The 19,021-nt window shown below is 65.5% G+C and carries 1 protein-coding gene (running past both ends of the window); it reads right to left on the bottom strand.

This entire window lies inside a single protein-coding gene on the bottom strand: locus tag AB0F41_RS09335, encoding a helix-turn-helix domain-containing protein. The 68,157-nt coding sequence extends 36,448 nt beyond the window's left edge and 12,688 nt beyond its right edge, so the window shows coding positions 12,689-31,709, spanning codon 4,230 (partial) through codon 10,570 (partial); reading right to left, the first codon wholly in view occupies nt 19,017-19,019. Both the start codon and the stop codon lie outside the window.

Genomic DNA, 19,021 nt, shown 5'->3' with positions numbered 1-19,021 from the left:
TAGTTGTCGCCGATGGATACGGAGTCGCTCAGGTAACCCCTCAACAGCAGCGGGCGTACCCAATCACGGCGATTCGATCGCTGTGATCCGAGTCGACGCGCACTTTCCAGGCTTTCCCGGATTGCCGCCGCGATTTTGGACGGTTGCGTCGTGGTGACGCCATTTTGTATGGCGATAGCCCGCATCCGTTGCTCGATGAGGTCAGGCCGGTCCTCCGTATGCTTCTCGGGCGCATCCTCGAGTCCCGTCACCGCGTCGGAACCCGCGACCTCACCGCGGAGTTGCGCTTCGAAACCACGAGCCGAATGGTGCTCGCCGACAGCCTGCTCGGCCTCTCGGACGAGGGCCTCGGCACGATCCCTGATCCGCTGTTGCCGGGACCGAACCAGGGATTGTTCGGGATCTATGACAGGACGTTCACCGGCCTCGAGCGTCTCGAGAACGTCCGTGATCTGTTGCTGGACCGCACTTTCGAGTTCGGCTACATCATTTGTCTCAGGCTTGATCCCGAGTTCGTTACAGATGCGTCGCAGAATGCCCAGACTCGCCAGTTGCTGGGCACGGGCGGCCGCGACACCCGCCGCGGTCAGATCCCCCACCAGCTGGGGATCGGTCCGCCCGGCGTCGAGAACGATCAGGTCACGGAATGGTTCGTAATGGCTCGGCCGGGATCCGAAGCGGATCTTCCGGTGCGTGAGGATCTCCTCGCGCGGATCATCGGGCGGCAGCTGGCTCCGCAGTCCGGCCACCCGGGCTGCGGTGTATTCGTCGACTGCTTGCGGATGCCAGCCGGACAGGGACGGCCAGTCATCGCTGGGTCCGGGATCGTCGATCTCCCGGTAGAAGACCTCTCCGCCACCATTGATATCCAATTGCCAGTACCGGGTTCGAGCTCCCGCCGGTGGATCATCCACCGTCCCCCGGAGCCATTCGTGATCACCGGGCTTCGCGACAATCCACACTTCTCCTGGTTCACCGGGTACCACCACCACCTGATCCCGGGGCACGGCGGCGCCTTCGATATCGCCGGTCCATTCGGTGAGTAGCCTTCTCGCCACGCTCCGGACTTCATCGTCGTACCGGCTGTCCGCGGCGGCCGCGGCAGCCTCATAGTCGGCGAGCAGATCGCGGGCGCGACGCAGATCCAGTTCCTCGCGTCGCAAGCGTGCCAGTTCCGGCTGTCCGGTGTCCCTGTCGTACCCGGCGATGTCGGCCATCACCCGCTGCTGTGCCGCCGTCAGCTGCGCGCGGAGTGCGTTCCGTTGGTCGGCGCTCACCGGCAACGTCGGGTCGAAGTCGATTCCGGACAGGTCCGCGACGACCTCGGCGAAGGCTTTCGCGCAGGTCTCGGAGTTTCGACGGATCACCGCTCGTTGCCACGCGCTCGATCGGATGGTCTCGCGGGAGGAAGGATCTTCCGGAACGTAGCGATGCCGGCCGAAGGCGGCCGCGTCGGCGGCGTGGCCGTCGCGCAACCCCTGTTCCAGCCACTGCCGCAGTTCCGTCGCGGATCGCGCCGGATAGCCCAGGTGATCGGGCACCGGGTTCTGGAGGGTCCGCACGAGCTCACCGACCAGGGCTCCGATCCCCTCGTCGCCGAGCTCGTATGGAACCAGGTGCGCGCGCACGCAGTCGGCGAAGGTCGCGTGATCGCGCAGCGGGTCGCACAGCTCGTCGAGGGCCATCGGGTACAGGTACTCGCCCAGTTCCGCTACGGCTGTGTCGTGTGCGCGAGCGCGCGGCTCGGTGCCGAGCTGCGTGATCGAGTCGCTTTCCGGTTCGGCCAGAGCACGATCGAAGAGCTCGTGGTACTTGCGCTCGGCCGCGCGCATACGCGCCTCGGGACCGGTGTTCCCACTCTCGCGGAGTGCGTCGATATCCGGACCGGAATCTTCGGCCGGGCGCGCGTCGGGCACTCCGAACTCGCGGGCCTCAGCCGCGATCCGGAACCGGGCACCCCAGATACGAGCCTGATCCCCCGCTCGCGCCCGCAGATTCGCCAACGGCGGCATCTCGTGCACCCGGGAAGCCGCCGCCTGTCCCGAGGCCGCCACATCCTCCGCGGCTGCCAATTCGGCCAGCCGCTCGACAGCCTCCGCATCCGCCGATACATTGCCGTCGACGGCCAGGGATGTGATCGGGCCGGGGTAGCCACCGACCGCCTCATTGCCGTCGACAGCCCGCTCGACAATATCGTCGGAGTATCCGTGTTCGCCCCTGCGAATCCTGCGGTACAGATCCTGGCCCGCGGGCAGTTGCCGCAGCAGCTCCAGGGTGCGGTCGACCGCCCCCGGCAGCCCTTCGGCAGGCGGTAGGCCACGCTCGGCGAGCACGGTTCGCGCTCGGGCGCGTTCGGCGTCGAAGCGGGTTTCCTGCCAGGGTGCCAGCCGGTCGGCCTCGTCGTGGGCGCGCTCCAGGTCCCATCCCGCGAAGAGGCCCAGCCATTCATAGAATTCGTGACGGAGGAATCCGACATCGGACCGTCGCTGCGCGATCTGCTCGGCGGGGGTCAGGTCGACACCCCATTCGTCCGTCTCATAGGTATTCCGGACGAGCCGGTCCCAGACGGTGACCATTTCCGGATGGCCCTGTGCCACGCGGGGCACGTGTTCCGGGCGCCCGGTATCGGGATCGAGCCGCCGATACTCGTTCACAAAGATGTGGTTCTTGATGTCTCCGAGGTTGTCGAGGATCTCGGCGGTATCCGTTTCCGGGAAGATCCGCTTGCCTCGCTCATCACGCGCCTCGCGGATAGTGCGGGCGATGGCGGCGATATCGTGGGGATCGTTCCTGATGCGTTCGAATTCGGCATCGGCTACCGCTTGTACCTCGGCATCCATCGGGAAGTCGCGGAGCGCGCCGAAAATGGGCAGCCGCAGCTCCGTGGAATCCGGTTGCTCGGGGTCGTCGGCGTGCAGGATGCCCAGTTCCCAAGTCGCGTCGGAGTGTTCGTTCAGTATGCCGACGACCACACCGCGCACGAAATCCGGATCCGGCCCGTCCGCACTATCCGATGCCCCTCGAGCTTTCTTCTCGCGAATCCACTTCGACACGGTGGCCGCGGCGGCTCGCACCGTCGCACCGCTCTCCGGCAACCCCAATTCCCGCTGCACGGCGCGAATATCTCTCAGTGCACCTGCGCGCCGGCCATCCGTGTCCGCGGACAGCACGTCCCAGAGTTCACTCGCCGCCCTCTCATAGGAATCCGACGGGCTCTCATGGAGACTCGCGCCGGCGATATCTGCATGCTTGTCCGCCAATGCCAAATTCGCGTGGCGCAATATGTATTTCGCTTCACGCAGTAGTTGGTGCCGATCCGAGTACGTCTGGCGGTACGCGATCCGCCCGATCGCGTTTGCGCGGTTGCTCGCGGATCTCTCCAGCTCGGCGTCGAGTTTCGCGAGCTCGGCGTCGAGCCGGTCCACGCACGCCTGTGACCGCTCGACAATATCGCCGGCCCCGGCGAGCCCGAGTTCTTCCTCGATGCGCTCCAATTCCTCGTCGATATAGGTCAGGTTCGCCGCGGTGATCCCTTGGATGTGATGCCAGGTATCGACGGCACCAGCCATCACCAGGCTCGGCCGTAGCTCGGAGAAGGGCGAGGCCCGGCCATTTCCGAGCTCTTCGAGGGATTTCACCGACACGGTCGCGTATTCGACATTCGGATCAGGTTGGCGCACGAACCGATCCACTTCCGACCATTCGAAGGCGAATTTCGCCCGCCCTGCCGCCTGTTCGGCCCGATGCGACAGCTCATGCAGAAGGTGCCGGCGAACAGGCGAGACACCGGCCTGTATCGCTTCCTCCAAGTTTCGGCGCCCTCGGTCCGCCAGGCTCGTGAGCTCCTTGACAGTATCCCGGACCTGGTAGAGAAATGACGACCTCCCGGCAATGATCAAGTCATAACTCGGTCTGGACCCGGCTTGGTGAAAATCGATGTCATAAGCTTGCAACCAAGCCCGGCTGCGCACCGCGGCGTTCAGCCGAATGTAGGACCAGGAGTCGACCGATCCCAAGGAAGCTACAAGGGCGGCGATCGGATCCCATAGGTCTTCCGTACGCCCGGCGTAGGGCAGATCTCCCCGGAGCCGGTCGAGATCGACCTCGATACGGCAGTTCTCATTGTGTGCTACAGCCGCCTCGAAACCGAGCTCGGCCAGCCGGGTAACTCTCCGGGTCAGCGTGCGCCGGGCGAAACGTCCACCCCCCAGGCGGTTGATATCCTGCTGCAGGACACCGAACCGTTCCGTTCCCCGACTGTTCTCGACATCGCCCTCTGCCTTCAATTTCGCCATGGTGGCGTAGATCTGGTTGCTGACCTTTTCGGAGATCCGCCGGAACAGGACATGAATCTTCAAGTCTGCCAATCTGCGCTCACGCACGACGTCTTTCCCGAATACTTCGGTCGCGACAGCGAGCAGGTCTTTCTGTAGCTTGGCTCGTCGGATGCCTACCGCTGTCTCGAAATCCTTCCAAGCGGCCTGAGCCTCGTCCAGGAATTCAGCAGCGCGTTCCGGTTTTCCTGCGAGCAGCTCCGATTCGGCTCTTGCGCAATAGGCCCGGAACGTCAGCTGATCGAGCTCACGACGATGCCAGTACACCTCGGACGCACTCCGCCAAGACATGAGTTCGTCCCAGGGCAGCGGGCCGACACGCTGCGCGTTCAAAGCCGCCAACTCGATCTTTTCGGTCTGCGCGTCCAGCAGCCTTCGATACGCGGCGGCTTTGGCGGCCACTCCGCGCCCCCGGGTTCCCGCGGTGTGACCGGCTTTCTCGCTGCGAACTGCTTTGTCGATGCGGCGCATCAGCGCCCTCATATCGCCGACGGTACCTGCCCGGCGAGTATCGGTCAGTTCCGCCAATTCGCCGGACAGTCGACCCACCATTTCGCGAGCGGCTTTCCCGTCGACCGCACGCGCGAGTGGGTGTGGCCCCACGATCGTCGGCGCCCATACGCGCCAGTGATCGTAGATCTCGGACAACGCCCGATAATGCTCGCGTAGCAACCACAACGTGACGCGCATTGCACGGTGCCGCAGCTCGCGTCGCGCCGATGCCCGCTCCACTTCGGAGAGATCCGAATACATCATTACGATCGTGGGGAATTCGCTTGTCTTCCAGCGGCTCGCATCCATAAGCACGTGGCTTTCGAGTTCTCCGGACCAGGCGCGAATATGGGCGAGTAGAGAGGCGGGGTCCTCTCGCAAGCCGCTGTCGCCCGTGCGCGTGTCGAGGAACCTGCCGGAGATTTTCGCCACCAGCCCCCACGCCCGGCGCTGTGCTGTGTGCGCACGGTCGCTCTGCAGCGCGTGCCCGAACAGCCGGAAGGCTTCTTCCACCGCGCCCTCGGAGGCTCGGTCGTCACCGGCGCGGCGCGTGTCCCGGGCGAGCGCGCGATAGTAGTCCCGCGTCGCGCGAACGACCGGCGCCCGGCCCCCGGCAACTTTCTCAGAACGCTCTCGCACCACTGTGACGAACTTGTCGCGCTCGTCGGGGTCGCCGAAATCACGGTTCGCGAAGTCCGTCTCAACAGTGGTGACGGGTTCGTCCAGCTCTCGGCTCGCCAGCGCCCATCTCCGGAATGCCTGCGCCACAGCTGATGAGCTCAGCTCATCAGCGAGGTCGAGGTACTGCGCCACCGCTGATTCCGCATTCCAGAAGCCATCCCCCACCGCTGAATGGCCGGCGGCCGGATAATGCCCGGGCCGCCAATCCATGGCCGTGTGTACCGGCGTGTAGGTACCGCCGTTCTCGGTGTAGACGGCCATGGAACGGATTTCGGCCAGCACCCGGTCGAGGAACTCGATATCGGACAGCCGCTGCCGGTCATCCGGGTAATCATCGGCCGCCAGTCGCAGCCAGGTGGTCACTGTTCCCAGGCCGGTGGCGGAGACGAACAGGTATCTCTTGATCTCGCGAATATCGTCCAGGACGAATCCGATCGCGCTCCCGTCCGCGCGCCGGAGCTCGGCGGCCGCGAAACCGGCGATCGTCTCCGCGACGTCCTCGACATCGCCTGTGAACTGTCCGATCACCTCGCCTACCGCCGCGGCGATATCCTGCTCATACACAGGGCCTTTCGGGACCCACCCGGTATCGGCGGTCCCGAGGAAATGACCGTCCCTCTGCCGGGGATCCGCCAGCACAGACAGCAGCGACAGTTCGTTCTCGGCGGCGGTGAGCGCAGGTGTCACCGACTCGGCGACCTTCGCCGACCGCATTTCCTCCAACGCGGCACCACGCCGCTCCACCGCGGATCCGTACAGAACCGACAGCACCTGATTCACCTGTGCGGTAGCCATTTCCAGGTCGGACTCGATACCGGCGGAAGTCGCCATCTCGCGCCGGGCCTGGTAGCAGCCCAGGAGTATGTAGTACGTGTCACGGCGGATATCAGCAATAACCCCGGCCGGGGTGCCCGGACGCTCGGCTGCCGCGTCCAGCCGTCGCATGACATCGGATTCCCAGGTATCGATATGCCACGAGCCTGTTACCTCCTCATCGGAGGTTCGGAGCTCCGGTCCGGCCTCGAGATCCGCGAGGCGCTGCGTGATTCGCGCCAGATCGGCGGCATGGGGTGTCGCGTGCTCGAGGGCGGTCGATTCCGCGCGTCGTGCCACCTTTTCCGCCTCGAACATCAGCGCCGACTCGACTGAGCCGGTGTGCTCGCCGAGGCGGTGGTCGTGGATATCGCCGGGACGGGTGAGATCCATGCCGAGGCCGGGATAGTCTGTGATGGCCGCGGTGTCGGCCATCACGACATATATGTCGTGAACCGCCCGCTCGAGGGAGCGGGCGATCTCGCGGAGCAGCGCCCGGCGCGCGGGACCGATATCGGGATCGTTCTGTTCCTCGAGCCTGCTCCGCACTTCGGCGAGAGTTTCTTCGAAGAGCACACGCTCCGGCGGCGGTAGCATCGACTCCGCCAACTGGCTGTTTCGCAGTTCGGTGCGAGCCTGTTGGTCGGGTGCCCCCAATTCGGGCAGTATCGTTCCGGGTCGACGCAGCCCGAGTGTCACCGCGATCGCGTCCACGGCCGCCTTGGCCTTCCTGCCACGCGACCGTATCGTCGTCAACGCGTCCTGGCACTGCGGCTCGGCATCTTTCACGGCGGCATACAGACGGACACCGTCGCCCACCGGTTGACCGTCGAATCCGGCGGCGGGCAATTCCAACCGCATCTGGCCGAGGTCGATGCGGGCGCCCGCGGCCCGGAAGCTCGCGTATTCGGTGTTGAAACGGGCGTGGTCATAGTAGGAGGACGGGCCGGTGGCGGGTTCGGTGTCATAGAGACCCGGGGTTGGTCGCGGATCGAGTGATTCGCAGTATTCGTCGATCAGTTCGACAGCCTGCGACCACACCGGGGCGACGTCGTCCATGGCCTGGTCGAATCCCTCATAGTCGCCGCGCATCCGGGCCGATTCCGCACGGGCGGAATGGATTCGGAGTTGCCCCCACAGACCGTCCCGGCGCACCCGGTAACGCCGGTAGGCCCGCAGCCGGGCCAGCCGTCGCCGCGATTCGGAGTCGCTACTCGCGTCCTCGACAATGGCCTTCGCCTCGCCGGCTTGCCATGTGTCGATGAGATTCACCAGATCCGGCACCTGGCGGCTGATCTCGCGGAGGTCGGTGCCCGGCGCAACGATCTCGTGCGGGATAAGCCCCAGGCCGGAAGCCGTTCGTCGCAGCTTTGCCAGCCCCGAGTCGGCGCGCTCGGTCTCCCGGGCGTCGAGTTCGCGGGAGAGATCCGTGCCCTCGTAGGCACTCCACAGCTCATAGGTGGCGCGCCAAATCCCATGCCGGTACCGGTCTCGCTCCTCCCACTGATCGTGCGGCGCCCAGTGGAGTGCGTTGGTCGTGGCGACCCTGAAATTCTTTCGCGCGAAAACCAGATCGTCGAGGAAGCGGTTGAACCAGTCGCTATCGATCCTATAGGGCTCGCGCACCTCGCTTTCCGGCCATCGCTCCATTCTCTCGAAGCTCTCGTCGATGGCGGCCTTGACATCATCCGGTATCAGCCTGCCGCGGAGCAGAAACCTTCCCCCGATGTCCTCGAGGCGCTTCTCGAGCTCGGGCGTGCCGGGGGACATCTCGTCGAGCTGCGCCACCTCAGGATCGGGAGCGCGACCGCGCAGGCGCATTTCTTCGATGTGGGCGATGGAGTAGGCAAAGGAAGCCTCCACGGACCGGTGCGCTGATGCGATGAGTCCGTCATGAATGCGTTGCTGCCCCACCCGGATCCGGGACTCCTCAGGGTCGACAGGCGGTCGCTCGTACGGATCCTCCTCGCCGGCCAGCGCGGCCTCTATCCGTTGCCGGACAAGTTCGTCGAGCCGGACGATATCTGTGATGTCGGCGGGGATTGCGAGAGCGTCGGCGATCTCGCGCATGATGTCCAGGCTGCGCCGCTGCCGATTCCGCGTGGCTTCGATCGCCGCATTCGTGAGGTTCGGCAGCAGCCGCTCCGGCCATGAGGAATCCCGGTCGTTCTCGAACGGCTCCCAGGACTCCGGGTCGTTCTCGAATGCGTCCCGGGCCGCCTGCCAGCCGGCGACCTTGTCCGCCGCGGCGTGCGCACCGAGGTACGGAAGGTCGCCGTTCTCCCAGCGCAGGGCGATCTCCCGTGCGAAAAGGTCGTCGTCCATGAGGGATTCTTCGACCACCTCACGAGCGAACAGCATCAGGTCCAGGGCATGCTGTGTCGTCCCGTGGGGACCGTCGTAGTCGCCTTCCATCAGGCGGCGGATGGCCTCGTACACGGCCAGACTGGGGGTGAACCGGCGCCGGACCGGTTCGGTCGACGTGTCGTCGAGCAGCCAATGTTCGTCTGTGATGAGGTAGTCGAGAATTTCGTGGATCTGGCCGCGCCGGAAGGGTTTCGGCGCGAAGCCCTCCGCGGGCCCCTCCTCGGAGTAGTAGTTGTCGTAGAAGAATTCCCGGTTGTTCTCGAAGATGCCCGTGCAAACCTCGGCGAAGTTCCGCCGAAGCCATTCGTAGCCGCTCTCGGCGGCTTCCGTTTCGTGCGCGGTGGCAGCCGGCCCGACCTCGCCGCCGGAGAAGCCGGAGCCCTCGGCCGGAGTGGTACCGATATGGATGCTCTCCCCGTGCTCACTGATCGGTTCGAGGGCCTCGAGTTCGCCGGATGTCAAGCGGGCCGGGTTCCCCTCGGCATCCACCGGCAGCCCCTGGGCATCGGTCAGGATCGCCCAGACGCCGGTGACCTCCCCACTCCGATATCCGATCAGCTCCGCCGCGATCAACGGATTCAGTTCACCGTCTATCGCAAACGGCACACCGTGGAAATCTCCGGCCGGGTCATCGACCAGCACCGTGCCGTTGTCGTTGCGGAATCGGTAGGCATGCGCGCCGAGACCGAGCTCGTCCTCCTGCGCGTACCGTTCGACCACCACCGCCGAACAGCCGTCGCCCAGCGACTCCACCGCGTCATGAATCGCCGACAGGCTGTTCCGGTACTCACCCGCCTCCTGATAAGCCCGCAGCCGGCCGTGCTCGCCCGCCCCTTCTTTCTCCGGCCCGAACGCTTCCCTGGGCCCGAGATCCTCCAGCCTCCGGCCGTACAGCCGGAACTCGGCCTCGAACTTCCGCTGCACACCGAGGTCACTGTGCCCGTATAACTTCCGCCCCTGCTCGTCCCGCTCGTCGGCCCAATCCGGAAGCTTGTCCCCCTCGGGCCGGACCTTGTCGACCTCCTCCGCGACCCACTCGGCACAGCCCCCCGGCTCCACCTCCAGATCCGGCCCGCTGCCATCCACCCCGCCGGCCCGCACCGGCGCGCTGCCGTCGGGGGCATCGCCCACATCGGCATTCCGGACCACGACCGTCCGGCGCGCCGAACCATCCGCCTCCGCGTACTGCGTGGCGACCCCCCCGGGCCGGCCGTCTGTATAGAGCCGGCCGTCTGTATAGAGCAGCCCGGTACCTCGCGCCAGGGTTTTCGGATCCTCGGGGAGTCCCGCTCTCCCCTCGCGCGGAGCGACGGATCCGTCACCTACCGGCTCCCGGTTCGGCACGGCAGCCGATCGAGATCCGGCAGCAAATCCGGCCGGGCCGGTGCGGGCATCGGCGGGTTCGAGAGCCGGGGCCCATTCTCGATGAGCGGAACCATCACCGCGGACCCATCCGGGCGGTTCTCTGCCGGGCATATTCAGCCCCGGCCACGGCAGTTCGATCTCGACCGATCGCGGCCGATAGATGCCGGAAACGCGGAGGGTTTCATCGAGCATCGAGCTGTTCGTACTGTAAACGACTCGAAGTACTCCGTCGGAGCTGAGATCCGGAATCAGATGAGCATTGTAGGTGCTGACCTGTGCGGATTTGAATTTGCCGACCGCACCGCCCTCCGTGGTTCGATACAGTAACGTCGGTTCAATGAACGGTCCGGTCGGAGACTTGCTCAGATAACCCACGATGTCAGGGCTGAAGACAGTTCTGGTATCGAACGTGACAAGCAGATAGTTCTCATCATCCAAGCGCGTAACGCTGTACTCGTTGGCCACGCCTTCCATGACCGCCACGGCATTCGCTTCATCGGCCGACCAGCCCTGGCCATCGTAGAATTCCCAGTTTCGCCGCAGGTCATCGCCCTCGACACGAGCGATATGCATCGTTTTCCGCATACCGTCTTCTCTGGCGCCGTATACGTAGGTGTATCCGTCGACATCGGGTTCCACCCAGGATCCCCAATGCACATCCGTCGCGCACGGCAGCGGAGTCGTGTCCAGCTTCTCCAATGTGCCGGGATCGAAGCGGACGAGCAGTCGATCCACATTGTCGACACGCAATTTGCCGAAATCTATCGCGTCACCGAACGCGACCTCACCCTCTCGGCCATCGCTCCACGCGGCGTGCATCCCGAGGAATATGATGTCGAGTGTGTTCCGGTGGGTGATATGCGAACCACCCATCCAGTAGTAGATGTAATTCTCTCCGGCCACCAGAGGAGCCGGACGGCCATCGGTTCCCTCCGGGGATATCATCTGGAAATTTCCATCGATACCCATGAACAGGAAACTGTTGTTCACGATCTCGTTCCCGCGAGATCCGTCCGGCGCGATCGGCCCGAGGAAGGTGTCCGAGCCCATCATCACATGGCCGGTCAGCTGTCCTTCGCCGTTACGGACTTCGCGGATATAGCAGCTGTCGGCACCGTTCCAATCGGACGAGCCGGCAATGAATCGCTCGATGGCTCCGTTCAGTGCCTCATCGGGGCCGGAACGCACGATCCGGGATCGCAGGTTTTTCGCGCCGGAAATCCGCCGGTCCATGGGTAGTTCGCTGTCGAGCAAGCCGGCGGGAACCAGCGTGGCCTGCGCCCGCCCCTCCTGATCCAGCGTCAGAAGGACAAATCTTGTCTCGACACCGGGCTGCTTCGATATCGTCAACAGCTCCGGGCGGGCCGCCAGTTCTGTATCGACGATCCGGCCGTCCATGGCCGGTTCGACCAGAATGATCAGAGTCGGCCGTTCGGCTTCGATGATGCCGGCGCGTGGTGACACCACGCGCGCGCCTTGGGATCGCAGGTATTCCCGTCCGGCCGATGCCGTGGTCAGATCGTTCAAGCGACGCAACTCGCCGGCCAGTTCCGCGGACCGTGCCGCGGGCGCCTGCGATCCTGTCTCGGCCGGTTGCCCTGTTTGCGCGGCTTCCGGCCGCCGACGCCCCACAACATCCCAGGTCAGTGTCGCAAATAGGAGCTGGGTGAGCTTTGCGACCAGGTGTTGCACACCCTCGGTATCGAGCGCCTCGGAATGGTTTTCCACGTATAGCCGCGCGGCGCGGGCGCTTGCAGTGGGGAGGTCGTTGTTCAGGGCCTGCAGAACCTCCGCCTGGCGGTGATAGCCCCGGGCGACCCGGCGAAGTTCCTCGAGAGCCGGGTCATCGGAGGAATCCGCGGAGGAGGGCGGAATCACCCTCCGCCACGTGTCCGCAGACAGCAGGTCTTGCGCGTCGTAGCCGAACCGCGGCGCATACCGCTCGATATGACTACGCCCGTCCTTCAGGTCCTCCCATACCCGCGACCATTCCCGGCCCCACCGGATGCATTCATCGAGCCCGGCCACGCCCCTGATCCGATCGTCGGACGCCTCCGCACGCCGGCCCGCGACACCGGATTCGGCGACGGGATCTTCGGGAGCGATCGGCGCCGGTTCCTGCGGCGAGCCCGGCGATTCCTGGTCCGGTGTGGGGGACCAGGCGTAGGCGTAGGTTCGGGGCTCGTGGTTGGGCCCGAGACGAGCCACACCGTCCGGGGAGAGGGTGGCCCAGACGGTTTCGCGGCCCCGGCCGTGACCATCCAGCGCGTCCGGGGCGGTCGGCTGCCGCGCGGGCGCGCCGTCCGGGGCAGCCGCGGACCCGCCGGCCTCCCGGGTGAAGCGAGGGCCGAAGTACTCGAGTAGCCATGGGGTCGCACCGACCTGGTCCCCGGCCCCGACCCGCCGGAGATCGTCGACGGCGGCCTGCCGTTCGTCCGCGGACCCGGCCGCATCCAGGCGCCGCCGGGCCTCTTGCTCGGCCGCCGCAAATGCGCTGCCGGCCAGGACCTCGAGCTCGGCGAGCTTGTCGATATCGCCGTGGAGATGGGCCAGATCCAGTTGCACGAGCAGCGCGTTGACCAAGAGCTGATCGGCCTGACGGTGCTCGCGTTTCGCGCCCCGCAAATCGGCCATTTTGCCGATGTCATCGGCCAGGACGACCGGATCACCGAACTCGAAGATATCGTTCATCATGGCCAGCACATGGAGTTCGCCGAGGTCCGGCTGTGATTCCATGAACCGCTCGAGCTCGGCCCGCAGCCGATCGGCTGCGACCTCGGCCGCTGTGCCGCGTGGTGTGATGGTCACACTTTCGAGACTGTCGAGGTCGGCCAGCCCCCGCACATAGTCGTAGGCGGTCCACCGGATCGCCCGCTCGATCCGGTAGGCCTCCGCCCGCAGCGCCCAGAACCGCGCCGGCTCCAGATCACGGAATTCACGGCTACCCCGGCGGTTTTCGTAATGCGTCCGGAACCACTCGGTGAGTACCTCGGTAGCATCGATCACCGACACCGGGTCTGCGCCGGTGAGATCTGCGGGCAGCTCATCGGGGTATCCGATCGCGGCCGCGATATCCGCGAATCGCCGGCGCGCCGTCTGCCGCTGCCGGTGCTCGGCGTTCGCCCGCACGGGATAGCGTGCATCCCAGGCCGCCCGCACGGCCTTGTCCAGCGGTGTTCCGCCGGGCTCCGGCCAGAAACCCGGATCCCGGACGATATTGACCGAACCCGGCAGTTCTGCTTCCAGCAGAGCCAGCTCAACCTCGGCGCAATGCACTGCGTACTCCGCCTGGGCGAAGTCTTTACGGGTCCGGTCGTGCTCGTCGAGTTGCGCCCAGAGCAAACGGCGCGTCGCGCGGGTTCCGGTCAGAGCGCTCTCGCTGCCCACGCTGCCCGCGGTATCGGGACCTACGCTCAGTTCGGCCCCCACCTCGGCTCGCAGGCCGGCCTCCCGGAGCTTCAGCTCCTGCCGGAACTCCTCCGCCAGGCCATCCGATTCACCGAGCGGGTCTCGCCCGGCGATCTTGCGCATACGGACGTTCGCGGTGTGCAGGGCCGTGCGGGCGTTCAGATAGGCCGTCGACCATTCCGTTTTGTAGTCGGCGGTGCGGAGGCGGGCGGCGTGGTCCTGATCGGACAGCTCGAATGCGCTGATCTGGGCGGTGAGATCACCGCGCCGCAACCGCAGCAGGCCACGTTCGACACGGTCGGCATGAGCGATCCTGCGTCGATGCGGGGCACCGGCGGCTCCGGCGGCATCGTTTCCGGCGAGTGCGATAGCGCGGCGTTCGGTCGCTATCCATGTGATGAGGCGGCCGTCGAGGTGGCGGGGATCGTCGAGCGCGGCCAGGGCCACGCGCATCGCCTCGGGATCCCCCTCGGTCCGATCCCGGATTTCCCCCTCCAGGTCAAGCCCGGCGTAGACCGTCAGGCCCCGCAGATCGGCCACGATCCGCTGCCGACGCTCGGCCACGACAGCCTCGACCGCCCGGCGTACGTCAGCTATCCGATCGCTGTGAAATTCCGCGCTTCCGGCCGCATCGACGGCCGTGGGCCGCACTCCGGCGCGCACCAAACGCTCCTGGCTCGAGTGGTATTCGAGGGCGGCCTCGTACATATCCGCTGCGGTGCGGAAGCGGGCGCCGCGGCGTTCGACCAGGTACTCGACATCGGTCAAGCCACCCTTGGCCTTGCGATCCTCGCCGTGGTCGATATCGCTGCGATCAGCGGCCGCAATCCGGTCACCGATCTCGGTGAGGAGAGCCTGCACATCGGTGATCCCCGGATCGACGTTGTACTCGCCCGCAATCGCCCGCAATCGCTCGTATGCGGCCTCGGCCCGCTCCCGAGTCTTGTCGAGCGTTGCCACCAGCACGCCCTGGACGGGTTCGATTTCCTCCGAACCACGCTCCATCAGTGCCACTTCGGCGATAAGGCCATCGGTGATCTGATTACGCTCGCGCCAGAGCTCGCGCAGCTGATACCGGGGAACCTGCAGGACCCAGCTCGCCAGGTCGGACCCGGACGACAGGGCGCCCTGCCTCCGGATCTCGGCCTCGCGCTCCTGGATCTCCGCGTCCAGCTCCCGGATGCGGGTGATGTGACTCGGTCCGGCGCCCCCACCGCGGTCCGTCTCGTCCGGCTCGATCAGCTGGCCGCCCGAGGCGGTGGGCAGGTATCTGGAGTCGGTGTTCGCCATGGGAAGCAAATGTTTCAATTGGCTTTGCCAGGAGTGTTCTTCCTCCCCCTTCTCATGCATGGTCTCGAACAGAGGCAGCTCACCGTCGTGTTCCAGGACCCACTGTGCCTCGAACCGCTGTTCGGCCGCCTCGTGCCTGAGCAACCCCACATGGCTCATCAAGGTGTCACGACGCAGCGGATAGCCGTGGGTGACATCACGCCACGCCTCGGCCATCAGGTGATTGGCCCGGAACTTTGCGATGACACGCTGTTCGAGGCTGTCATCGTAGTAATTGTGCTTGTTGAAGTAGATATGGTTCTTGACGTTGCGCAGGACGTCTACATCAGCCACTTCCAGGATTTCAGCGACATCGTCGGGCGAGAGTCCGAGCGCTGCGGGATCCGCCGCCATCCGGGTGAGATATTCGGCGATCCGCGCCACATCGGTATCGTCCGCGCGCGTCGCGTCGTAGCACGTCTCCGCCCAGGATTCCCAGGTCGACGGATCCGGCCCCTTGTTCAACAGGCGCCGAAGCGTATCGGCATGTAGCGCACCGGAACCACCGCGTAGCGCGGCGTCCACGCGCTGCATCGCGACGTCCGGGGAGTGGCCATCCGGATTGTGGAATACCATCCTGCCCACCGCCAACCCGGCAGCGCCGGATTCCTTGACGGACTTGACCAACTGCTCCACCGATATAGGCCAGTCCCGTCCGCCCGCGAACACAACCGGGACAAACGAAGCGGCGACGATCTCCCCCATCGCGGCGAGATTCGGAGTCCCGCCAATAGGCGTTCCGTCGCCGTCTTCTGCGCCGTCAGGCCACTTCGGGATACTCGTTTTCACGATATCCGCGCCCAGGTTCACAGCCTGAAGCACCGCCTTGTGGACGTCGTCGACGTTGTCCGGCGATATGCCCGGCCCGCGGGGGTAACTCATGATGAGCAGCGGAATATCGGCCTCGCGCAATGCCCTCCGGAGCCTCCCGACTGCCTTGATCTGCTCCCCGTTGCCGAGTGACCCGACATTCACATGGACACTCACCGCATCCACATGCAGCCGACGCGCCTCCTGGACGATGCTGTCGATATCGTCGGGTTGTAGCTTCTCGTTCCGGTCGGCGCGGGGCAGCCCGTCGCCGTCTGGATCCTCGCCGACGACAGGCCCAACCGTCACATGCAGGCCCACTCCGTCCGAGGGTCTCCGATCGAACCGTGCGGCGTGACCGCTGTGCAGCAACACAGCATTGGCACCGTTGTCGAAAACAGCCCGGATGAGCGGACCGAATTCCTCGGCGTCCAAGACGACAGGGCCGTCGGTGAGCTGATGGTCCAGCGGGACGATGACCGAGGTGCCGTCGTCGTTGAAGAGTCTGCTCAGCCGATGCCAGTAGGCGGGCCCCCGGTCGGTGGTAAATCTCAGCCCCGGCCACCTCGACCGCAGGAGTGCCTCGACAGCCTCGAATCCGCCCGCCACGAGCTCCTGAGCCGTCGTACCCAGATTTGCTCCGACGGATTCCGCGGAACGAGCGATACTCGATGAGTCGATCTCCGGGATCTCGAGGGCCGCCGACTGCCTCACCTCAGCATCGGACCGCTCGTCCGAGGCCGGCCGCACCGTCTCGAGCCGCCGGGCAATCCGGAGCAGATGCAGCGGGCGCTGATCTCCTGCGAACTGGTACCCGAGATCACGACGGATGACCCGCTCGAGCGCGACTACGAGTTCATGTGGATCTCCGTCGAGGAGCTCCCGGAACCTGTGCTGGGTGAAACTGCGCGAAATCCCAGGCGCCCAATGTGCTTGCAGCCGGAGGAATTCGGCTCGTAGCCGGTTCGCTTCCCGCTCGATCGCCTCGCGGTGCCCGGCCGGATTTGCGAGTGCTTCGGCGAGCTGCCGGGCACGGCCGGGATCCACCGGGCAGCCTGCGTCGTCCAGCAGGATGGCCCGCACCTCGCCCGCCGATCGAGCTGCCGCATCGAAGGTGTACGCGGTGCCCCGCACTCTGCCTTCCGGCTCTTCGGTCCACAACTGGCCGTGAATATTTCGAACTACGTAGACCTGGTCGGCGGGGTCTGACACCACGGCCGTCGAGCCGGGTCCTAGATCGAGCAGTTCCCGGCCGAGTTCGGTGTAGGCATCGCCATATCCCTGGTCCGATGTGCCGAACCGGTGCAGCGAACCACGGAACGCCCGCGCCAGCCTACGATCAACGCGCTCCGGCCCGGATTCCCCGGCCGGAAGTTCCATATCGATATCGGAGTAGAGCTCCCGGACTCGTGCCACTACCTGCTCGGCCTGTTCGTCGACCGAGAGACTGGTGTGGTGGTGCGGCGGAACCGCGTCACCCTCTGCGGCACCGAACGCCGCATCACCCAGTTCGAGATGAGGCCGCGCCGGGTCGATACCGGCGAACCACAGGCTATCTCGCAACATGGCCAGGAAATCGCCGAAATTCCGGTCTTCGGGATCTGTTTCGGCCAGATATCGGTGCAATGTGTAGCTTGTTGTCGCCGCGATCGACTGCGGTCCGTTCACCCGTCTGGGACGGCTCCAGCGATACACTTCTCCAAGGCCGAGGTCGACCTCGGCCTTGTTGTACTCATCTACTGTGCGCAGATTCCGAAGTGCCTGCACGACCTCCGGTCCACCCGTCGCGGGCAGGTCGAGATCCCTTGCCCGCAGGACCACATCGCGCTCGCCCGCCGCCCGCTCGGGACCACCCGGAATATCGGCCAGCGATCGTAGGAGGTCGACCACCTCTGCGCCGTAGGGTAATTGGAGTAGTTCGAGCTCCCGCAGCCGCCGCCTGATATCTACCCCCGGTATCGCCGAGAACCCCACCCCGGGGCAACCCGGCACCGGCTGAACACCAACCGGAACCTCAGGCGAGAACCCATCCGGCTGGGCCGCCTGGAACTCGGTGACCGCCCGCAGAGTCCTCCCCAGTGCCATCGGATTCTCGAAAGGTATGGCCAATGTCGCGACACCGGCAGCTGTCTCGCGCTGGTCGAATTCCCCTCTCCCTCTGTCGAATCCGGTCAGCTGCTCACGCAGGGCAGTGATCCGGGCCGGAGTGCCGGAAACCCACAGGTGGTAGCGCGGACCGAGATCCGCTCGCCACATGTTTGGTTCGACCAGATCTACTTCCCCCGGGACGCCCGTGTCGACGGCCGCCTGATACGCCCGCTCCGCCTCCGCCTCGACTGTGGCCAGGGAGGACGCCACCCCGGCCGGCAACGGCGCAGTGAGACGGGACACCACGTCTTGTGAGACGGTCTCGAGGAAGTCTCGTAGCGGGGCGGTCAGCGTATTCACTTCCGCGGCGGCCAAATCGAAGCCTTCGACAGCTTCGACCAATCGCTCGGCGAGCTCGACGATCTGATCCGGAACCGCCTGGCCGGCGTCCAGCGCGATCGTCCACCGTCGCCGGCCGAGGGCTCGGCTCTCCGGATCCCGGATGTAATCGAAGTCGATTCCCGTGTACAACGCATCTCGGTACACGATCGAGATATCGAACCTGTCGAGAAGCTCGAGCATCGTCCGGCCGTATTCGGCGTGGCGCAACGCGTCCAGGAGCGGGCCGCCCGTCAGCCGCATGGTCCAGGCCTCGACCGCGGGTTCATCCAGGCCGGAACCCGCGAGGGCATCTGTCAAATAGCCGGTCAGCGCGGAAATCTGCTCCGGCAGCTCCAGACTGGCATCCAGCACGATCTGCTTCTGCTGCCCATAACCCGACGGCTCCCGCGGATCGTCGATCTCCTCGACGCGATAGCCGGGCGTATCCAGCAGATCGTGCACGATCGTGATGTCGAGGAGACCGAGCAGTTCGAGGACATCCCGGCCGGATTCGTCGACATCCAACGCTTCCAGGAAGGCGTCCTCCTCTGAGAAGTTCACCGCCTGCTCTTGGTCGTCGGACGTTCCCGCACCGACCGGAGATGTAAACATTTCGGTGCCACCGGCCACTTCCGGCACGATCAAGGCGCGGACATCGATGTACTTCCAGGTGTCGACGGGGATGACATCGTGCAGCGGCATCCCCGAGCCGTTCCGGCCCGCCGTAATCTCCTCGACCTGGAATACGCCGCGTACGTTCTGCACCAGATGGATGCGGAGATTCCCCTGATCGTCCGAGCTGGTGCGCGACCGGTCGAACACCACCGCCGCGGCATTGTGGTGCCGGAGCTTCTCACCGAGCTGACGGTACGCATCACGGAATCCGCCTCTCGCCTCACCGCATCGGACGAACTCGGCGCCGAAGGCGGCCGCGACGGCATTCTCGAGACCGT

The sequence above is a fragment of the Nocardia sp. NPDC024068 genome, from assembly GCF_040638875.1.
Taxonomy (GTDB): domain Bacteria; phylum Actinomycetota; class Actinomycetes; order Mycobacteriales; family Mycobacteriaceae; genus Nocardia.
This window is presented reverse-complemented; position numbering and strand designations above follow the sequence as displayed.